We start from the raw sequence: 20,936 nt of genomic DNA on the forward strand, positions 1-20,936 counted from the left end.
CTTCTTTTGTAAGTCCTTTGTGTATCATTACTTCTGCGTAATAATTTCCGCAAGTCTAATCTTACCTTCTTCAAAAGTAAAATTATCCCAATCATGAATTAACTTTTGTGCAAATTCATACATAAATGCCATACTGTTCTTTACATCAACACCAGCTAGTTGTGCAAGAACAAATATCGCTGCTTGTAGTTCAATATCAGAAACATGCTCGCATGGTAACATAAACTTCTCATAACCATAACAATACACACCTTCATCATTCTTGAAGATCATAACATCTGAACCTGTCAAATCATGCAGATACTCTGCAGTCATCTTGAAATCATGAAACTTCTCACCAGAGAGATAGAATGCGTCTGTTTCAGATAAAATTAGTATTGGATTTAATGAACACAGTGCACGGAAAATATCCTCATCCATCTGATCACCAAATTCACCAGGTACAAAATAGATTGGTTTTCCCAAATCATCTAAAGTATTCAATAAATCAATAACACCTTCACCACTCAGCATTTCTCCATATAGCAGTACTGCATCAATATCATCTTTGTCTAAAGTTTGTGCATATGACATGTCAAAATTATATTCCCCACCAGGAACACTAAAATACGTTTGACTTCCATCTTGATCTATCATGTGATAGGTACAACCATTTACCAGTTCACTTCTTGCATGAATGGGTAATTTACGTACCACCATTTCATCTTCTACAGCTTCACCATAAATACCTGTACCAACAGGCGCATATAGTTCATATGGGAAATCAAAATGTTGAAATACATCAGCAGCTTTAAAACCTGTACCACTGATGAGTTGTTCTTGTTTTAAAACATTAAACTCTTCATTTCCCTGTGGAAGTTTATCTACACGGGAAACAAAATCTACATGTGCCGATCCTATAATTAATATCTTTTTCATATGTTCAGTATATCAAAATTTCCTTTCAAAAATAAATTTACAATTCCTATATTTCTTTTTATGATATTAGTAACAATTCAGCCATACACTGTTTAAAGAGGGTTGCAAAATAAATAGTGCTTAAACCATTAAACTAATGCATCACACAACATTTTTTGTTATTTCATAATTTGAAGCAAAAGTATCTTGATAAAACGGAGGGGAATATGATTCATACAAATCATTTTTTATCACGCATTTGCAAAACTGTACTAGTTGGTACTTTCATTTTTTCGTATGGCTGCTCTAGCAGTTCAACAGTACAAGAGAAACAGCAAACAACTGCTGAAACGGTGCAAACAGCACAAACAACAACTACTGTATCTGTCCCAAAGACAACACCTAAACCAACACCCAAACCTACCCCAAAGCCTACTCCTACGCCAACACCAGTCCCAACCTGTGATGGAACAACAATTACAACTGATTGTCAGGTAGATGGTATTGTATATTCCAAATTTATCTATCATCCTGCAATCCCTGAATCTAGTCATATTGAGATTGTAACTACCTATGAAAATCAAATTGTAGATTATCAAACCTTATGTAATGATGGTACATGGTCTCCTAGTAACGCGAAGGGAAAAGGTGCTTGTTCACATCATGGTGGTGTCGCAGACTATTACGCGCCTGTATATCGAAATGTGCGAGTTGATACAGAACAGACTATCATAGACCCTGGTGTAGATGCCTGGTATGAAACAGAACTCAAGAACTGATATTATAGAAATTTTTTAGAAAAAACCAGTATAAACAATGAAAAAACCTGTACAAGTACAGGTTTTTCAGGTGGCTCCAGCCAGAATCGAACTGGCGACACAAGGATTTTCAGTCCTTTGCTCTACCGACTGAGCTACAGAGCCAAATGGTTGCGAGGGAAGGATTTGAACCAACGACCTCCGGGTTATGGGCCCGACGAGCTACCAGGCTGCTCTACCTCGCGATGTGTTGTTCCGAAGAACATAATTTAAATGGCGGAGGAACTGGGATTCGAACCCAGGCGCCGATTTCTCGACCTACCGGTTTTCAAGACCGGACCCTTCAACCACTTGGGTATTCCTCCGTTTTAGTGGACCCTGAAGGACTCGAACCTTCGACCAGTCGGTTATGAGCCGACAGCTCTGACCAACTGAGCTAAGGGTCCGAGATGTTTCTTGCAAGATGCATGTTACATCTCGTTCTTAAATAGTAATGGTAGCGAGGGTGAGACTCGAACTCACGACCTACCGGGTATGAACCGATTGCTCTAGCCAACTAAGCTACCTCGCCATCATGGTCGGGATGACAGGATTCGAACCTGCGACCCCTTGATCCCAAATCAAGTACACTACCAAGCTGTGCTACATCCCGAATGGCGCGCCGAGCAGGAGTCGAACCCGCAACCTTTTGATTCGTAGTCAAATGCTCTATCCAGTTGAGCTATCGGCGCATACACATTAAAATTAGTGCTATATAAATATAGCAAGAAAATATCTATTTGGCAAGGTAAAAATAAAATAATTTTACAAAAGAGACTTCTCCATCAGAAGAAGTCTCTTATATGATTTTAACCCCAAATTAACCAAGTTACGATGTAACCCGAAAATACTGCTATTAGTGTAAATGGAATACCAATACGGAAGAAGTCTTTTGAGGAAACTTTATACCCTTCCTTGTTTAGAATACCAATTGCGGCAATATTTGCACTCGCTCCAACAGGAGTTAAGTTACCACCAAGAGTAGCACCAATTAGTAATCCAAAGTATAGGACATATGGTTCAACTCCCATAGAATTTGCAATACCTTGTACAACTGGTAACATTGTCGCAACATACGGAATATTATCCACAAATGCAGAGATAATTACCGATACAAATACTATCATTGTATACATCACAAATACGGAACTACCACCCAGTTTTACAAAGAGATCAGCTATCGCATCAATGACGCCTGCTTCAGTAATACCAGCAATTACCATAAATAATCCAATCAATAGAAGTAGTGTATTGAAATCAATTGCTTGAATTGCTCGCTTTACAACATCACATGATTTTTCACGAACTACTCTATAAATAATACCAATCACTGCATAACTCATGCAGATAAAACCGTTTGTAAGTTGTGGCTTATTCTCAAATTGAGAGGCTATGATTAACGTTACAATCACACCAATCATCAATAATGAAGGAATATAATCTGTTACCTTTGTAGTAATTTCCGCATGGACTGGTTCTTTTGATTTTCTAAATAAGAATAATAATACTGGAATTGTCATTGCAGCACCAATTTCTACTGATAACGCAATTCCAGGTTTACCCATAAATACAAAGAAATCATTAAAACTCATGTTTGCATAACCACCTAGAAGAATACTTGTTGTATCCCCTACAAGTGTCGCAGCTCCCTGCAAGTTACTAGATACTGCAATCGCAATTAAAACTGGAACAGGATTTGTCTTTAATTTCTTTGAGACTGCTAAACCAACTGGTGCAACCATTAATACTGTCGCAACGTTATCAACAAACGCAGAAATTACACCTGCGAAAATACTTAATACAACTACTGCCCACTGAATGTTAGGAACGGCTTTTAATAGTCCTTCTGCCATAAGTGCAGGCATTTGGCTTTCAATGAATAACTGAACAACCATCATTGTGCCTGCCAACATTAGAATAATATTCCAATCGACAGCACCAATTACATTTCCTAGTGGTAAGATCCCTAACAGAATGAATATCCCCGCCGCAATAAGCGCAACATATGGACGTTTTTCTGGAAGTGCCAATAAGAATATATACATGACAATAAACAATGCTAAAGCAAGTATCATAATTTCCTCCGAACAAGTAAGTGAATTATATCAGAAACAAGCAAAATTCAAAGTATTATTACATTTAAAAATTATGAAGTTTCATGTAAGATTGAATCATGAAAATTACTTTAAATGATGAAATCAATCAATTTCTTAATCGCTGTCTTGCAAATATCACGAATGATTCAAAGAATGATTTTGTAGGAATGCATATCACAAAGAAAAATGAGAAGAAAATCATAAAGATGCTAGCAGATGCAGGTATCCCTGAATTTCAAGATATGGCGAATTGCCCTTCCCTTTTCTTATCTGTTGATGAGTGGGAGAATAATCCATATCACAAAAATATTCATTTAGATTGGATTAAAGATTCTCACTTCACGTTTGAAAAAGGAAAAATTGCAGGCTTTGAATTATTTAATTCCGATGTTATCCAAAAAGACCCAAATCGAGAATTAAATGATTGGATGAAACTGCGTGCAATGGATCGCAATTTTGATGCTCTCTATTTATACCAAGATGATATGGACTGGATGTTTGATGCACCTAGTGAAGCAAACACCAATGATGTTCCTGCTCAACGAGCACACGGGAAAGTACTTACCTTTGGTTTAGGCATTGGCTATTTCTTATATATGGCAATTCAAAATCCTAATGTAGAAGAAGTTACTGTAATCGAGCGCTCTAAAGAGGTAATCGCAATGTTTCAAAATTTTATCTTACCTCAATTCGAATCCACAAAATCGATTCATTTGATTGAAGCAGATGCATTTGATTACTTTAATGAAGAATATCTTTCAAATTTCGACTATATCTATACAGATATCTGGCAATCTTCTCAGGATGGCTTACCTCTGATTACAGAACTTTTAGAACAATGTTACTTACCAAAAGAAAAAGCAGACTTCTGGATTGAAGATTCTTGTCTAGAAGTCTTCTGGACATTAATATTCCTATACTTTGAATCCTTAGCACGCAACAAAGAATTAGAAGTGAATCCTTACTACCAAACATACATAGAGAAAATTGTATACTACTTTGAACATATTGATGAAACAGTATCTGATGTAGAAACATTAAAAACATACATGTATGATACAAATATTTCACGCAGAATCCTATCAATAAAACTGGACTGATCAATAAGACCAATCCAGTTTTTTGTTATTTAAATTAACATTGGTAAGAATATATTTGCTAGTCCTAGGAAGATAAAGAACCCTAGAACATCTGTTGCTGTTGTTACAAAGATTGAAGATGATACTGCTGGATCAGCTCCAAACTTATCTAAAACAACTGGGACTAGGAAACCAAAGATACCAGCGACTACTAGGTTACCAATCATTGCAATAACGGTAATCACACCTAAGAATACATTACGATAGAGTATTATTACAATAACCGCTGTAATCAAACCATTCACCGTACCATTAATAATTCCTAAGAAGATCTCTTTTACAAAAGACTTCCAGTTTCTCTTGAAATCAACTTTATCAGTTGCAATCTGACGAACCAAGATTGACTGTGTTTGTGAACCTGCATTACCACCCATACCGGAGATAATTGTCATAATCGAACTGAGTGCAACGACCTGTGCAATTGTGCCTTCAAAAACCTTTACGGTGAAAGATGCCATGAAAGCTGTAATTAGGTTAATTAATAACCAAGGTAAACGCAACTTGATAGACTGAAATAATGTTGTATCAAGACTTTCTTCTTTCGATACACCACCCATCTCCAACATGTCTTCGTTATACTCTTCAACGATAACGTCAATAATATCGTCAACAGTAACGATACCAAGAATTGCCATGCGTTGATTTACAACCGGAATCGCTTTCAAGTCATATTTCGATACAAGTTTAGCAACTTCTTCCTGGTCCATTTCTGGTTCAACACTAATGAAGTTTTCTTTCATGATATCTGACATCAATATATCTTTATCTGCGGATAAGATATCACGCAAGTCCGCAACACCAATTAATTGCCCTCTTGCGTTTACTACAAAGATTGTTTCAATAACTTCGATCTTTGGTCCAATCTCACGAATCTTTTCTAAACCTTCAATAACCTTCAAATCTTCTTTGATTGCGATGTAGGCAGTCGTCATAATACCACCAGCTGTATCTGCTGGATATTCCAATAGATCAGTGATTTCTGTACGATCTTTATCCTTCATCAAATTTACAATGGTTTTACGTCTATCAATCGTTAAATCTCCAACAATATCGGCGATATCATCTTGTGCCATATTACTAAAGATTTCAAGAAGTTCATTATTAGAAAGTGCATACGTAAAACGAACACGAAGTTCATCATTCGCTTGTTCTAATACAGAGGCGATATCTTCTGATGATAAGATACTACACATTTTCCATAGTTCTTCATCATCGAGATACTCGGCAGCTTGTGCCACGTCAATCGGATTATTCTCTTTGATATATTCAGAAAGTTCTGCAGCCTCACCAGCTTCAATCATCTGGCGCAGTCTTTCTTCATTCATTATTTCCCCTCTTATTATTTCTTCAGACATCTCATCGCCTCCTTAGCATAATAACTTTATATTTTTATGCTAGGAAATTCAATTCATTTCATCTTATAAATATGACAAATTTTATGATTCTGCGTCAATCACTAGAATTTCAAACTCTAATGATGGCATACATTCTTTTAAATCATGTTCAATGCGATGTAGTGCCTCAATTCTGTCTTCTACCGGTGTATTTGCATTTCCTTGAATAATAAAGATAGCATTCTTCGTAGTATCATCAAACTTGTAGTTTTCACCATCTCTAACACCCATCCAAGCTAAGATGCCTTTACTATCTCGATAGAGATAGTCTGTCTCAGCCACATGCTTTGGCGTTGAGCAGATTGGCAGGAATGTATCCTCCTTTTGGCTCACTGTAAATTCTAGTGGTTCTTGAATCTTATCTAGGTCATGTCCACCAATTGCTAGGAAAGATTTTAAAGTTTCGACATTATAAATATCCACAATGCTGTTGATGTGAGGCATTGAGCCTCTATGTTGGATATTGCGAATGAAAGCAGGAATCGTTGGGGGATTCTTCTTAATACTTCTTCCAGCCTTCTGCATTAGTTCGATATAGCCTTGGATGAATGGATGTTGAATCACTTCATCCACATCGCACTGTAGCGCCCACTCTTCTACTTCTTTTTGCTTTTGCAAAAATGCCGGTGTTAATTCAGCATTTGGATCAACATTTCTAGCGATACCAATTACAACATGTTTTACACCAAGCGCTTCTAAGCTTTTATCTAAGATTATTTTCATATAGCACCTCACTATTACTAGCATTATATCATTATCAACATTAAAACTATGGTATAAAATCACCTTCTTAGATAGGATATTCTTTTATTTTCACCGCTAGTAATATAACTCTTTTGGAAGAGTATGCATCCAAGCATGTCTGTATCGTTACAAACTCATCACTATATCTTGGCTTTATATCTGTATCATAAATTACTGAAACTTTTTTTGCTTCCTTAATCCAATCATAGAACTTCTCAGCAGAAGAAAAATCCTTCTGCTGATAGTTCCAATCTAATCCCTTGTCTTTAATAGTAATTAAAAATACTCTGTATTCCTCTATTTTATCTTGCATGCACAAGTAAAAACTTTGATGTTCATAAAATAGCTTCTTGTCCGTTAATTCTGCAAGCCTAGTAAATACTCCATTTTCAGTTCCGTATCCAACATGATGGCCGTAGATAATTTTATTCTTGGATTTCGTTTCAAATATCATCGGTGTTCCACACACAGATGGTTCACCATCAAAGTTTTTGTAAAGATACTCTTTTCCACCTGTATCAATGACAACCGGTTGAGATACAATTCCATTCTGCCAATAAATCCATGCCCAAAAGTCAGGATTCTGTTTCTTTAAGTCATTCCATGCATGCATATTAATACTAAATATTTCATTTTCTTTTTGTGGTTGTATTTTCATAGATAACATTTGAACCTTCAGTTGTTCATCCTCTAATACTCTCCACTTTCTTGCATAGATGCATACACCAAATAACATAACTAATATGCATAATGAGACCTTAATTTTGATTAACATCCCTATTACTTATGCATTCGCTTTGTTGAGAAAATAGTCCATACAACACCAATGACTCCTCCAATCACACAGAACCAGACACCATAGTGAATTCCTACTCCAGTTGGAATATCTTTTTCCTTCTCATCTGCAACTGTCATTTCAACAGGTTTTTCTGGACTAAAGTTTTGTGCAGATAGATGTCTGATTTCATATTTTTCAACTGAAATCTCATAGCCCTTTGGAGCTTCTGTTTCCATCACATACATTCCTGATACAGTATATGGTACCGCAAAATCAACATAACCGTTCTTATCCGTCAAACCAACTGCACTTCGTCCATAAATATCCATTGCGATTCTTCCATCAGAATGGAAGACTGTAAATTCAGTATTCTCAAGTACTGTTTCATAGTCCTCGGCATCTATCTTTTTTACACGTATATAGATTTTCTTCTTACGATCAATCGCTTGAATGAGTTGCGGTTTTTCTTTTGTACCTGTTGCAGTAAACACAATATCTCGGTCCATCATTTCATATCCAAATGGTGCTGCTACTTCATGCAAGATATAACTACTACCACCTTTGACATATTGACCAATGTCATATACTTCTTCTGTTGTTGTCAAACGGTGTACTATCTTTGGATTTTGATTTTCATCCAATACTGGTACATATTCTTGATTCTCATTTAGAACAGCTTCATAGATTTCTAGGATAGCACCAACAACGGAATTACCATCTTCATCTACTTTCTTTAACGAGATATCAACTGTTAGATCAACCATTTGAATTTGAATTGGTTCTGTTGTAGTTGGATTATATTTCGGAACTGTAAACTGCATTGTCGAAGCACGGTGTACACCATTTACAATCTCCAGTTCTTCTAATTCATATTGTTCACCTGCATGCAGGTTATTTAGATGGAACGGTTCTGATGTTGTCACACCTTCATTCGGTAAAGGAACCAATTCTCCAGTCGAAAGATTCTTTAATTGTAAACGAACACCACTTACTGATTCACCCTTTTCATTCATTTTCTTAATGAGGTATTCTATAGGTTTATCGATCATTTCTACTGCTAGCACTGTGCCATCTGAATTTACTGTAAATGTAATATCATCCGCATAGTAATAGCCATCTGCTGTCATCTCTTCGTGCAGTGTATACTTCTTTCCTGCAGTTAATCCAGCAATCTTATGCGCTACTTGATAAGCAGATATCCACTCATCAACAATTGTATTTTCTTCATCTAAAATGCGTAATTTAGCACCTGGTGTTTCCGGACTTCCTGTAATCATCGTCTTCGTAATCTCTGTCTTTGTGATTTGATTTGTAATTGTAAGATTACGGTGAATCGTAGCAGTCACATCATCTTCTTTCACAAACTGGACAGGATATGTTATTTCATCTAACACAAGGCCATCAAGCGTCTTAATTTCTTGTACTACATACTTGCCTAAAGGAATCTTCTTAACGAATGCATATCCATTTTCATCTGTTGTAAATTCTGTAAATACATGGCCTTTCGGTAATATTACACTCCCATGCATTGGCTCGATAATGTCTTCATCAGCGACAATCCTAAAAACAATCCCAGCTAAACTTTTTTCTGATACTAAATTACGATCACTTTGATACTCTTCTACTTTCTTTTGTAGTTCTAATTCTCCATAGATACGATTATTCTTTACCTCTACTGTAATATATTGATTATTATCTTCATCTACTTTTACAACATTCTCTTGTTGTAATGTAAATGGAATCTCCTGCAGTTCTCTTGTAAATCCTTCTGGGCTGCTAATTTCTTCAATCGTATAACTGCCTGGCGCTAACTTTAATGGAGTTGTGATTGTACCACCTTCTTGTACGACGCAGAATGTTCCCTTAGGATATTTAATCTCTTCTTTTGTGCTTGTCTGAAATGTATCATAGCTATGCTCTCCGATACGTTGCACAACATAATCGCCATTGGAATCTTTGATTTTAAAACCTGCAGAATGGAAATCAATAATTTCATTTGTTTCCGAATCCTTCTTTACAAGACGTAAGTAATATTCCTTTGAGATATTGCTGATCTCATATTTTATATCAGGTTGATTTTCACGAGATACTTCGAATACAAAATCTTCCTTCAGCAGCTCAATTTCACTATCCTTAGCTCCTGTTTGACGTACAGTATATTTTCCATATGCTAGTTCCCCTGATTTCGCAATGCCCTCTTCATCTGTGGTAATAACCGCATATTCTTTTGGTGTAAATTCTGATAAGTGTTGAATCGCTTCTTCAAAACTTCCAAAACGATCAATATGTTTCTGTAAGATTGCAGTAAATGTAGCGCCCTGTTCATTTGTAGCTAGAGCTGATTGATGTTTATCTACAAATAACTTATGAATACTAAATTTAGCAGTAATTACATCATCAAAAACATCCAGTGCGATATGATTCGTATAACTTGGTAATTGATTAAATAAAACAATCTTCTTTTCCATATCTAGTTTATATCCTGTTGGTGCTGTGATCTCTTTGACAGAATACTGATGGGAGTAATAAAGACCATGAATTGTATTAGAAATGCCACTTGCATCAATATTTAACATCCCTACTGGAGTTTGTGTTGTTTCATCAAACAGTTCATAACTCGTTTTAGCAAATGATTCTGCAGCACCTTGTGGATTTTGTAGATTCGTATCGATATCACGCTTCACCAAGCTAATACTCGTACCTACTGCGTGCAGATTAATCTCTGCACTATCCACACGCAACTTTCCTGCCTTAATCACATCTTGATTAATAGATGAGCGATAGATAATCTGATTTTCTCCACCTTCATCATTACGAGATAATAGTTTATTGATAAAGCGAATCTTTGCCTGTTGGCCCATGGCAACTTTAACATAGAAGTCATTTCCTACAACTGTAGATACAGGCTCTCCATTCACATCTACAAGTGTTCCGTTTTCAACAACTACATTAAAGTTATCAAGACTGCCATTTGTATTTACTACATGTACTGGTACGTTGCCATCAATTTCACCAGTAAAGAAACTACCCTCCTTCACGTTCTGGTTATACTCCATAACTTGAAGATTTGGCATGAAACGTAACTGTTCTACAAGTGATCGAATTTCGTTTTTCTTTTGTGTCGTATCAATCGTTGCACGTGTAATATTGGTTGTACCTAAATATTCCCAGATTAAATCCTGTGCAGCCAAGTAACGCTCATTTGTCCTTTCACCATCAAATCCATATCCAAAAAATGCATATGCAAGCATGATATTTTGATCAAGTTCGGACATTTTAGTCCATCCTGGATCTTCTCCTACATAGCCAATTGGATGATAGATTTCAGGTATCTTTGGCTGTATACAATATGCGGGGATTCCATCCGCACGCAAGAAATGTGACTCTGGTGTATCATAGGCAATTCCATCTACATAATAGATTTGTCTACCAGGTACATCTGTACAAGTGATTGTTGTACTTTCTGCGTGAACATGTAAGTACGGTATCAGCGTCAATACCATTAGCACCGACATGATACGTAGAATTAAATTTTGAATATGTTTCTTAATTTTTTCTATCTTCATATGAGTTCCTCCCTACTCACTTATGTATAGAAAAAAAGTCGGTACATTCCTGTGCCAACTTTATGCCAATCTAAAAATCTTCATATTCAATTGAAATAATCTCATCAAACTGTATGATTGTACGATCTTTAAAAATAATCTTTTTTTCTATATCATCAATACGATGCAAATGTTTCTCAACTGTTTGATAACTACCCCCACTCTTCTTTAGATCATGTATAAAATACTGAACTTTGATGAGTGGCTTTTCTTTTTCATGCTCATGTAGAAATTCAAGCTTATACCTTAATTCCTCTATTTCTGTTTCAGATAATTCAATACGTCTATGAGTGAGTCTAGAAGATTCGCGGATTAAGTCTTCATATCCTGTCAAAGCCGAAAACGGCATGAACTGGGCTGCTCTATCTTGAATAGACATCTTACGGTGAACCTTTGATACTGGAGGATCTAGATACAACATATCTTCATACTTTTCACTCATGCTTTATGTCCTCCAATCTGATTGTTACGATCTACTGCAGTAGCCCCTTCTTCTAAGTCTCTTCCTTTTAACAACTTATTTTTACCATATTTCCGTTTGATAGAGAGAATTGCTTGTTGTAGTTGACGATCCTTAGTCTCGTCAACTTTCGCTATATTAACATCCTCTTCCGGTGGTGCGAATAAATCTAATTGTGTCGCCTCTGTACGCTTCCTTGCGTCTTCTTCACTGATAATACTCATAAATGTGATTGTTATCTTACGCACTAGTAATCTCGCATCTACAATCTTATCAAATAGCCGTTCTACTGCCTCCATTATCTCTTTTGAGAAAGATGTATGATGTGATAATTTCGCAGTACCATTTGTAGGTTTTGGAACCACTCTACCATACCAGTCCAAGGCTATTTTGATATCTGTTGATAATTCATAATCCTTTAAACTATCAGCATCATAACTGATAGATAATCCAACTTGTTTTGTTGTCATTTTCTTCGCAGTCAAGTCTAGCACTAATTGTTCTGTCATTTCCTTTACGACTAGTTTTGCCTTCGTAAAAGTATAACCAGACATCAAAACCTGTCCTGAACTAAAGCTATGATTACTAGGTTGATAATGTTTAATTGCATGCATAGTACATGATTCACATCCCCAAGCATGATCAATCAGTAACTCAGCATTTACACCAAACAATTTATAAAGTAACTCTTCATTTAAATACTCATCTTCTTTACCGATTGAGCATCTTGCGACATCTCCCATTGTATGCATACCATGTTGTTCAAGCTTGCGTGCATAGCCTCTACCAACACGCCAGAAATCTGTTAATGGCTTGTGATTCCAAAGTAACTTACGATATTTAATTTCATCCAGTTCCCCAATACGTACACCATACTTATCTGCAGGAAGATGTTTAGCGATGATATCCATCGCAACTTTGGCAAGATATAAATTTGTGCCAATACCGGCTGTTGCTGTAATTCCTGTCTCTTCGTATACAGCTGATAACATTGTTCTTGCAAGTTCTTCTGCTGTCATATGATAAGTGCGCAAATATCCTGTTACATCCATCATTACTTCATCGATAGAATATACATGGATATCCTCAGCTGCGATATAACGTAAATAGATATTATAAATATTTGCGCTATATTCGAGATACTTTGCCATACGGGGTTGGGCAATGATATATGTCACTTTATATTCAGGATGGTTCTCCAAAATATCTCGATTCCATTCTTCTTTTATAAAACGCTTTCTATATATCTTGCTTTGACGTTCACGATTGATTTCTGCAACCTTCTGTTCCACTTCAAAAAGTCTGGGTCTACCAGATATTCCCAGTTGCTTTAGTGATGGTGATACCGCAAGACAGATAGTCTTACTAGTACGTGAAGTATCAGCCACTACCAGATTTGTTGTAAGTGGATTTAAATTACGATCCTGGCATTCTACAGATGCATAGAATGACTTTAAATCGATTGCGATATATGTTCTTCTTTCACTCATAAATTTATCTCTGCAGATACTATTATAACGTAATAAAAAGACAAGTTATAACTTGCCTTAACATCCAGTTCCATCAATATTACATGACTGTCCAGATTCTATTACGACTGATTTTGAAGTTTGTTCTCCATTTAACCACTCTTCATAGTCAAAACAAATTGAACCATCTTCTAACACAAGTGTTGGGATACCAATATATCCTTCTCTTTTCGCATCATCATATGCTTCTGAGTGATCACGCAAAGCCAAAAATTGTTTTAATGCTCGAATCGATCCCGTAATATCGATATATTCAAACGCAATATTATTTTTTTCTAGAAATTCTTTACATGAAACACAATGTGGACAAAGTGGACTACCAAAAACTTTTAACATATTAATCCTCCTATATATTTATTCTAGCGTATAACCATTTACTTACCAAAAGAATTAAATAAAAAAAACGAATTTTCATTACATTCGTAACTACTCAGTCGTTTTTAATAATATTTTTACTTCATGTTCTTGCGATATTCAGCTAATTCAGCATCATTAGCCCAAACAAAGTGTCCAGGCTTAATTTCATGGAATGCTGGTTTATCTTCATCATAATGATGGCTATCCAATGAATATGGTTTAACAACCTTAGCCTTTTCAATCTGTGGATCTGGAATTGGAACAGCTCCTAATAATGACTGCGTATATGGGTGTAGCGGATTGAGGAACAATTCATTTGTTTCTGCAAGTTCTACAATTCTACCTAAGTGAATAACCGCAATACGATCAGAGATAAAGCGTACAACTGATAAGTCGTGCGCGATGAAGATACATGTTAATCCACGTTCTCTCTGTAATCTCTTTAATAGGTTTAATACCTGCGCACGAATAGATACATCTAGCGCTGAGATAGGTTCATCTGCAATCAATAATTCTGGCTGCATGATAATCGCTCTAGCGATACCAATACGTTGACGCTGACCACCTGAGAATTCATGTGGGTAACGAGACATATGTTCTTCAAGAAGACCTACTTCATTTAATGCAGATACTACTTGATTATAGCGATCTTCTTCATCAGTATATAACTTGAAGTTAACCAGACCTTCAGAAACGATATAATCAACTGTTGCACGTTCATTTAAAGAAGCAGCCGGATCTTGGAAGACCATCTGAATCTTACGAATAACTTCTTTATCTAATTCACGAGAAATCTTTCCAGAAATACGCTTTCCTTCAAACAAGACTTCACCATTACTAATTGGATTAATACGGTTAATTGCACGCGCAATTGTAGTCTTACCTGAACCAGACTCACCTACAAGGGAGAAAGTTTCTCCTCTATATACTTGGAAGTTGGCATCATGTACGGCTACGAACTTATTTTTCCCATTGGTGAAAGTTACTTCAAGATTTTTGACTTCAACTAGTACTTCTTTTTCGCTGTTATCCATGATATGTACCTCCTTCACCTAATGTCTCTAATAATCTTTCGTGCAAGTTACGAATTACTTCAGGCTTTTCAACCTTTGGTGCACGTGGGTCTAATAACCATGTCTTAGCAAGGTGTGTACTAGAAACTGCAAACATCGGTGGCTCTTCCTCAAAGTCAATTCTCATCGCATAAGGATTACGTGGTGCAAACGCATCACCTACAACCTCTTCAAATAAACTTGGTGGAGTACCTGTAATTGCATATAAGTCTTGACCCTTAATACCTAACTGAGGCATAGAACTTAATAGAGCCCATGTATATGGATGTTTAGGATCATAGAATACTTCTTCTACTGTTCCATATTCAACAATTTGACCTGCATACATGACCGCAACCTTATCTGCTACATTCGCAACGACACCAAGGTCGTGTGTAATATAAACAGTTGTGAAGTGATACTCTTCCTGTAAGTCCTTAATCAACTTAATAATTTGAGCTTGGATTGTAACATCTAAAGCAGTTGTAGGCTCATCACAAATCAAGATACGTGGACGACAAGCTAATGCAATCGCAATAACGATACGCTGACGCATACCACCAGAATACATGAATGGATATTCATCAAAACGATTCTCTGCGTTATTAATACCTACACGCTTCATCAAATCAACCGCAATCTTACGTGCTTCAATTAAATCTACACCTTGGTGCTTTACAATAACCTCAGTAATCTGAGAACCAATTGTACGAATTGGATTTAAGGAAGTCATTGGGTCCTGGAAGATTGTCGCAATCCTACTACCACGAATCATTTCCCAATCACGGTCACTTGTGAGTTCTAATAAATCTCTTCCTTCAAAAATAATTTGACCTTGTGAGATATTACCATTTTTATCTAGCATACCCGTAAAAGTCTTTGTGAATACAGATTTTCCTGAACCGGATTCACCTACGATTGCAAGTGTTTCACCATCATAAAGGTCTAATGAAACATTACGAATCGCAGTTAAAACACGGTCACGAACTGTAAATTCAACAATAATATCACGTGCAGATAATACTGCCTCTTTGTCTGAGTTTTCAAAGGTGATATCTAAGTTTGTAGCTAATGTTTCTTCTGCCATGATACCCTCCTTTACATATGTGTCTTTGGATCAGATGCATCTGCCAAAGTCTGTCCGACAATATAGAGTGAAATTGAGATAACTGCTGCTACAGCAACTGGAATCCAGAACAAATATGGAGCAGATGTCATGTATGCAGAGTTACTTGAAATAAGTCTACCTAATGAAACTTCCTTTTCAGTTAAACCAATTCCTAAGTAAGACAAGAATACCTCATAAGAAATAAAGCTTGGTACATCTCTTGAAATAGATGTAACGATAATTGGAATCATAAATGGTAAAACATTATGCTGAATAATCTTATGTGTAGGTGTACCTAAGCATCTTGAAGCTAAGTTATATTCACGGTCACGAATCATCATAACCTGAATACGAATGCTATAAGCCATGCCTAACCAAGAAGTAATACATAAGCAGAATACCAACTGCCAGAATCCAGGTCCTAATACATAAGACAAGATAATAACAACTAATGTAAATGGTACGTTTGCAATGATGTTATAAACTTCAATCATAATAACGTCCATTTTACGTGAATAACCCCAGAACGCACCTACAATAACACCAATCACATTTGTAATAAATGTAGCGATAATTGCAAGGCTTAATGAAGTTCTAGCGCCTGCCCAAACTACATCAAAGAGTGAATCACCTACTTGGTTTGTACCAAACCAGAACTGTAAGTTTGGTGCAACGAAGCGACGTGAGAAGTCATTGATATGCGTTTGAACAGTTGGATCGTATCCACTAATAAAAGGTAAAATATAAGACAAGAATAAGGTTAATAGCGTTAGTACTAAGAAGAATATAGCAGTCTTACTACTAAAGAACTTTCTAAATACACTCTTCCAATAAGAATATTTCGGACTGTTAATTCTTTCTGATGCAAAGTCGTCTAATGCGACAAAAGTAAATCTTTCATCTCTGATTTCTGACATTATCTCGAATCTCCTTTTGCCTGTAACTGAATACGAGGATCAACAACTGTAACGAGTAAGTCACCTAATAACAAGGCAAAAATAGAAACAGCAGTGAAAATAAATGTTAGACCAATAACCATTGGGTTATTATATGCCTTAATACTGTCTGGCAACATCTTACCCATACCAGGAATCGCGAATACAGTTTCTGTAATAACCGCACCAGAAATTGTCATAATAACAGCTGATGGGAAACCATTTACAAATGGAATAATCGCATTACGTAAAATATGTGTACGGAAAATTTCACTATTGGAAAGACCCTTTGCACGTGCAAACTTAACGTAGTCAGAGCTTGACTGGTCAACCATGTAACGTCTAATCCATAACATCTGTCCGCCTGTGCTCAATAAACCAAGAATTAAGATAGGCATGATATAGGAACGAACATCATGCGCACCATATACCGGGAACTTATCTGGTAAACCAAGTGTCATACCAATTGAACGAACGAAATAAATAAATGCTAGTGATGGAACTGCACTCATAATATTGATGTAAACTGTACCAAGCTTATCTTGCCACTTACCTTTATTCGCAGCCATAATCATACCAGCTGGAATACCAAATAAATAAGTAATCAATAAGGCAATTAAACCTTGAATCGCTGATGTAGTTACCATTGATGGATCTTGTAAGTTAGACGCACAGTTTGCATAATTGTCATTAAACTTACCCTTATCAATGTTGTCTAACAATTCTGAATATTTATATGTACATGAATGCAAATTCACAGCTGAAGAAGATGTCTTTCCTGTTTCAAAAGTTACTTCCTGGCTCTTTGCATTACCCTGTGTCTGTGTAATAACAGTAGTTACATCTACACCACTAAATGTTGGATAAGAAATACCAAAATTCAACCCAACAATATTCTGGTGAATAAATGGGAAACTACCATCCATGTATACAAGATACTTATGCTCGCAACCCGAACACTTAATTGCAGGTAAACCATTATAGTCATTCTCAATATAGACTTTTCTTTCCATATTTTCGTTATGACCATCGTACATTCTCCATGGATGATCTACTTCAATTAACTTACTAAACCAGTTGAATACTAGTTCAGGAACAGAATAATCTTTATAGGCATAATATTTACCATCTGAATATGTTTGAATTGTATATCCATCTGACTCATATTTCTTTACCTGTTCTTTTAATAAATCAGAACCAGTAACCATGCATGCATCATAATCACTTGTATTTGCACATAGGTCCTTCTGTTCATCAAAACGTAGATAACCTAGGCTCTCCCAGGTGTTGTATTTGTATTTTGTTTTATCATCCGCGCTCTTCAACTTCTGGTAAGTTGTATCAGTTGTAAAGATATTGTCGCGCGGTGTCAGCGTATAGACCAAAACCAATGCGATTGTAACAACCGCAAAAATCGAGAAGAACGATCTGATTACACGGCCTAAAATGTAACGCTTCATATAACTCACCCCTACCTTTTCATAGTAGTTATAATACCATATAAGACTAGGTATTTCACTAAAATATAATTTTTTTCATAATTAATTTCATGTTAATTTTCATTTTCAAATATTATGAATATTTATTCATATCTATATAGATACTCCTTACAGCGTATTTATATCATCTCTCAAGAGAAAGAAAAGACAGATTCATCGCTGAATGATATCTGTCTTTTAAATTACTTATGAAAATTTACAATGTAAATATTCTAAGATTTATTTGCTAGCGGACTTAGCGGACTTAGCACGTTCTGCTAACCAAGCTTCCTTAGCTTCATAGTAGTCCTTGTTTGTAACAATATCCTTTTGAACACGTCTTAGTTTGAACTTACTACCACCTTGGCCGGCAATTGAGTATGGTCCTACGAATGGAACGCTTCTTGTAACTGTGTTTGCTACAGCTGTGCACTGTACACTGAGAGCAAACGCATTTTCAATAAGCCAAGCATCAGCCTTAGCATATGCTGCATAACGAGCATTTAAGTCATCAGTAATTGCATCAGCTGCTTCTAATAACTTCTGGTAATCGAATAATCCAACAGCTTCCATAGCAGCCTTATCAGATTCCTGGAAGTTATCTGGATCAGATGTTCCATCTAAGCCAACTGAAGTTAACTGGTCACCATTTACTGGACTATAGATATTTAAGTAACTTCTTGGATCTAAGTAGTCTGGGTTCCAACCTACTGCTGTAGAGATATCCCAGTCAGATTCACTACCATTATTTGCAAGATATGTTGCTGCATAGTAAGCATCCTTATCAATTGGCATTACATTGATTAAGATTTGTCCATTTGTAGCTTCTTCTACAGACTTCTTCAATGAGTTAGCCTGGTTAACTGTGAATGACATTGTTGAAAGTGTTACTAAGTCTAGAGAAACAGGTAATGTTAATCCAGCTTCAGCAGCTGCCTTAGCAAGTAATTCCTTTGCCTTATCTGGGTTGTAGTATGGATCCTGTCCTTCAGAAAGGTCTAATGAATTACCAAATACATCTGTCTGTTCTGTAACAAGCTTAGCAACTGTCTTACCATAATCTTCGCCATTGATTTGAACGAAAGTTGTAGGAACTAATTCATTGCGTAATGAAGCCTTAGCAGCTGTTTCATCACCAACTCTTTGCTTCAAGTAAGCTACTCTGTCGAATGCAGCCTGTAAAGCAAGACGGAAGTTCTTATTTAGGATAGCCTTATGTGTGTTTTCCTTTTCAGCATCTGTTGTCTTATTTGTGTTATTGAATGAACGACGGTTATAGTTGAATGCTAATGAGAATGTACCACCATCTGTCATAGGAATATAAACGTTATCCTTGTACTTATCCATGTATTTATTGAATTCTTCAGTTGACCATGTACCACGGATAGAAGCAGATGTATATGTACCAGCTTCAAAACCATTCATGATTGAGTGGTCATCAGAACCATCATCATATGTATAAGTTACCTTATTGATATAAACGTGTTCTGCATCCCAGTAGTTCTGGTTCTTTGTGAATTCAACGATAGACTTAGCTGTGTTGTTTGTTAAGATGTAACCACCATTGTAAAGAATAGATGATGGATCAACGATACCGAACTCACATGCATTTAAATCAGGGGAACCTAACTTACATCCGGAACCCTTTGAATTTAAGAAGTCTTCATTGATTGGGAATAAGATACCATATGTTGTTAGAGAGTAGAAATAAGATGCTGGTTTTTCAAGAGTATACTTCAATGTATAATCATCAACAGCTTCTACACCTACCTTATCGAATGTAACTTCACCCGCTTCATATTCAGAGAAGTTCTTAATGAGACCTTCTACTAAGTATTTTGTACCAGACTTGAAGTCTGCAGCGTGTTGAAGACCAGTAACGAAGTCTTGTGCCTTTAATTCAGCATATTCTTCGCCTTCATTTGTTACCCATTTAACACCCTTACGAATCTTAAATGTCCATTCTGTCTTATCATCGTTAAACTCATAAGACTCAGCTAGAGCAGGTACATAGTTACCATACTTATCATTTTCTAATAAGCCGTCAACAAAGTTTGCTGTATTTTCGTTATCAACGTTCTTGTTGGAAACTGTGTAGTCTAAGCTCTGCATATCTAAAGAATAGACGGATCTAAAGTCTTCAGATTGTGATGCAGTTGTCTGTCCACCTTTGCCATTGCAACCTGCAAGAGCTAAAATAGCGGCGAGAGAACCCAATAGTGCTTTTTTCATAAATTCCTCTTCCTCCTATGTTAAGAGAACTTCCTCTCTTAATATACCAGTAATATTACGCAAATCCTAAAATGATGTCAATAGTTTGTAAACGCTTTTGAAAATATTTCTTGAAATATTTTTCTTACATGAAAATATTTTCATTATTATACCTTTTAGATTTAACTGTATGACTTTCACTTCCTTCAACTCTCAACCTATTTCTATGATATAATTGTTCAGCGTTGGAGAAGTACCCAAGAGGCTGAAGGGGGCGGTTTCGAAAACCGCTAGACGTGAAAGCGTGCGGGGGTTCAAATCCCTTCTTCTCCGCCATATGAAAAGCCTGTTACACA

At 36.2% G+C, this 20,936-nt stretch carries 16 protein-coding genes and 8 tRNA genes; 3 read left to right on the plus strand and 21 right to left on the minus strand.

Translation table 11 applies throughout. From position 1 onward, the window contains the following. Window positions 1–27: 27 nt before the first annotated feature. Entirely contained in the window at window positions 28–918 is an 891-nt protein-coding gene (locus RYK16_RS05680) for a hypothetical protein (RefSeq protein ID WP_314851311.1), read from the minus strand. A gap of 206 nt (window positions 919–1,124) precedes the next feature. On the opposite strand from RYK16_RS05680, the gene RYK16_RS05685 reads away from it, so the two are divergent. Then, window positions 1,125–1,676: a hypothetical protein gene (locus tag RYK16_RS05685; RefSeq protein ID WP_314851312.1), complete on the plus strand. Its 552-nt coding sequence runs from the start codon at window positions 1,125–1,127 to the stop codon at window positions 1,674–1,676. A 71-nt stretch (window positions 1,677–1,747) separates the two neighbouring features. Here RYK16_RS05685 and RYK16_RS05690 read toward each other — a convergent pair. The 8 genes from RYK16_RS05690 to RYK16_RS05725 all read right to left on the minus strand — a co-directional run bounded on the left by RYK16_RS05690 (window position 1,748) and on the right by RYK16_RS05725 (window position 3,769). Continuing rightward, window positions 1,748–1,820, minus strand: a tRNA-Phe gene (locus tag RYK16_RS05690). A 3-nt stretch (window positions 1,821–1,823) separates the two neighbouring features. After that, window positions 1,824–1,900 (minus strand) — tRNA-Met (locus RYK16_RS05695). A gap of 29 nt (window positions 1,901–1,929) precedes the next feature. Then, a tRNA-Ser gene (locus RYK16_RS05700) sits at window positions 1,930–2,020 on the minus strand. A gap of 7 nt (window positions 2,021–2,027) precedes the next feature. Beyond that, window positions 2,028–2,101 (minus strand) — tRNA-Ile (locus RYK16_RS05705). Window positions 2,102–2,149: 48 nt separating this feature from the next. Beyond that, window positions 2,150–2,226 (minus strand) — tRNA-Met (locus RYK16_RS05710). A gap of 4 nt (window positions 2,227–2,230) precedes the next feature. Then, window positions 2,231–2,307 (minus strand) — tRNA-Pro (locus RYK16_RS05715). Between the two features lie 2 nt (window positions 2,308–2,309). Further along, window positions 2,310–2,386, minus strand: a tRNA-Arg gene (locus RYK16_RS05720). Between the two features lie 117 nt (window positions 2,387–2,503). After that, entirely contained in the window at window positions 2,504–3,769 is a 1,266-nt protein-coding gene (locus RYK16_RS05725; protein ID WP_314851313.1) for an SLC13 family permease, read from the minus strand. Window positions 3,770–3,867: 98 nt separating this feature from the next. Between RYK16_RS05725 and RYK16_RS05730 the strand changes: the two genes are divergently transcribed. Beyond that, window positions 3,868–4,890 carry a hypothetical protein gene (locus RYK16_RS05730; RefSeq protein ID WP_314851314.1) on the plus strand — a complete coding sequence of 341 codons (1,023 nt, stop codon included), beginning with the start codon at window positions 3,868–3,870 and terminating at the stop codon, window positions 4,888–4,890. A gap of 29 nt (window positions 4,891–4,919) precedes the next feature. Here the strand turns inward: RYK16_RS05730 and mgtE are convergent, their stop codons facing one another. The 12 genes from mgtE to RYK16_RS05790 form a co-directional block, all read right to left on the minus strand. Beyond that, window positions 4,920–6,254: a magnesium transporter gene (gene mgtE / locus RYK16_RS05735; RefSeq protein WP_314851315.1), complete on the minus strand. Its 1,335-nt coding sequence runs from the start codon at window positions 6,252–6,254 to the stop codon at window positions 4,920–4,922. A 111-nt stretch (window positions 6,255–6,365) separates the two neighbouring features. Next, window positions 6,366–7,046, minus strand: coding sequence for a phenylalanine--tRNA ligase beta subunit-related protein (locus RYK16_RS05740; RefSeq protein WP_314851316.1), 681 nt, complete (start codon window positions 7,044–7,046; stop codon window positions 6,366–6,368). A gap of 67 nt (window positions 7,047–7,113) precedes the next feature. After that, window positions 7,114–7,803, minus strand: coding sequence for a class B sortase (locus RYK16_RS05745; protein ID WP_314851317.1), 690 nt, complete (start codon window positions 7,801–7,803; stop codon window positions 7,114–7,116). A gap of 44 nt (window positions 7,804–7,847) precedes the next feature. Next, complete coding sequence (locus RYK16_RS05750) at window positions 7,848–11,411, minus strand: SpaA isopeptide-forming pilin-related protein (RefSeq protein WP_314851318.1); 3,564 nt, start codon at window positions 11,409–11,411, stop codon at window positions 7,848–7,850. Between the two features lie 70 nt (window positions 11,412–11,481). Beyond that, a complete protein-coding gene (locus tag RYK16_RS05755; RefSeq protein ID WP_314851319.1) occupies window positions 11,482–11,892 on the minus strand; it encodes a hypothetical protein in 411 nt (136 codons plus the stop codon). Then, window positions 11,889–13,400, minus strand: coding sequence for a DNA methylase (locus tag RYK16_RS05760; RefSeq protein WP_314851320.1), 1,512 nt, complete (start codon window positions 13,398–13,400; stop codon window positions 11,889–11,891). Before RYK16_RS05760 ends, RYK16_RS05755 begins: the two co-directional genes overlap by 4 nt. 57 nt (window positions 13,401–13,457) lie before the next feature. Then, window positions 13,458–13,775 (minus strand): glutaredoxin domain-containing protein, encoded by a 318-nt coding sequence (locus tag RYK16_RS05765; RefSeq protein WP_314851321.1) that lies wholly within the window; start codon window positions 13,773–13,775, stop codon window positions 13,458–13,460. A 116-nt stretch (window positions 13,776–13,891) separates the two neighbouring features. Further along, window positions 13,892–14,830 carry an ATP-binding cassette domain-containing protein gene (locus RYK16_RS05770; RefSeq protein ID WP_314851322.1) on the minus strand — a complete coding sequence of 313 codons (939 nt, stop codon included), beginning with the start codon at window positions 14,828–14,830 and terminating at the stop codon, window positions 13,892–13,894. Then, entirely contained in the window at window positions 14,823–15,935 is a 1,113-nt protein-coding gene (locus RYK16_RS05775) for an ABC transporter ATP-binding protein (protein ID WP_294208300.1), read from the minus strand. The genes RYK16_RS05770 and RYK16_RS05775 overlap by 8 nt, the downstream gene beginning before the upstream one ends. 11 nt (window positions 15,936–15,946) lie before the next feature. After that, window positions 15,947–16,873: an oligopeptide ABC transporter permease OppC gene (gene oppC, locus RYK16_RS05780; protein WP_314851323.1), complete on the minus strand. Its 927-nt coding sequence runs from the start codon at window positions 16,871–16,873 to the stop codon at window positions 15,947–15,949. Further along, window positions 16,873–18,351, minus strand: a complete 1,479-nt coding sequence (locus RYK16_RS05785) for an ABC transporter permease (RefSeq protein WP_314851324.1) — start codon at window positions 18,349–18,351, stop codon at window positions 16,873–16,875. Before RYK16_RS05785 ends, oppC begins: the two co-directional genes overlap by 1 nt. A gap of 258 nt (window positions 18,352–18,609) precedes the next feature. Further along, a complete protein-coding gene (locus RYK16_RS05790) occupies window positions 18,610–20,601 on the minus strand; it encodes an ABC transporter substrate-binding protein (RefSeq protein ID WP_294208307.1) in 1,992 nt (663 codons plus the stop codon). A 226-nt stretch (window positions 20,602–20,827) separates the two neighbouring features. Here RYK16_RS05790 and RYK16_RS05795 point away from each other — a divergent pair. Beyond that, window positions 20,828–20,916: transfer RNA gene (locus RYK16_RS05795), tRNA-Ser, on the plus strand. The last annotated feature ends 20 nt before the right edge of the window (window positions 20,917–20,936 follow it).

The sequence above is a fragment of the uncultured Solobacterium sp. genome, assembly GCF_963550625.1.
Lineage (GTDB): Bacteria > Bacillota_I > Bacilli_A > Erysipelotrichales > Erysipelotrichaceae > Bulleidia.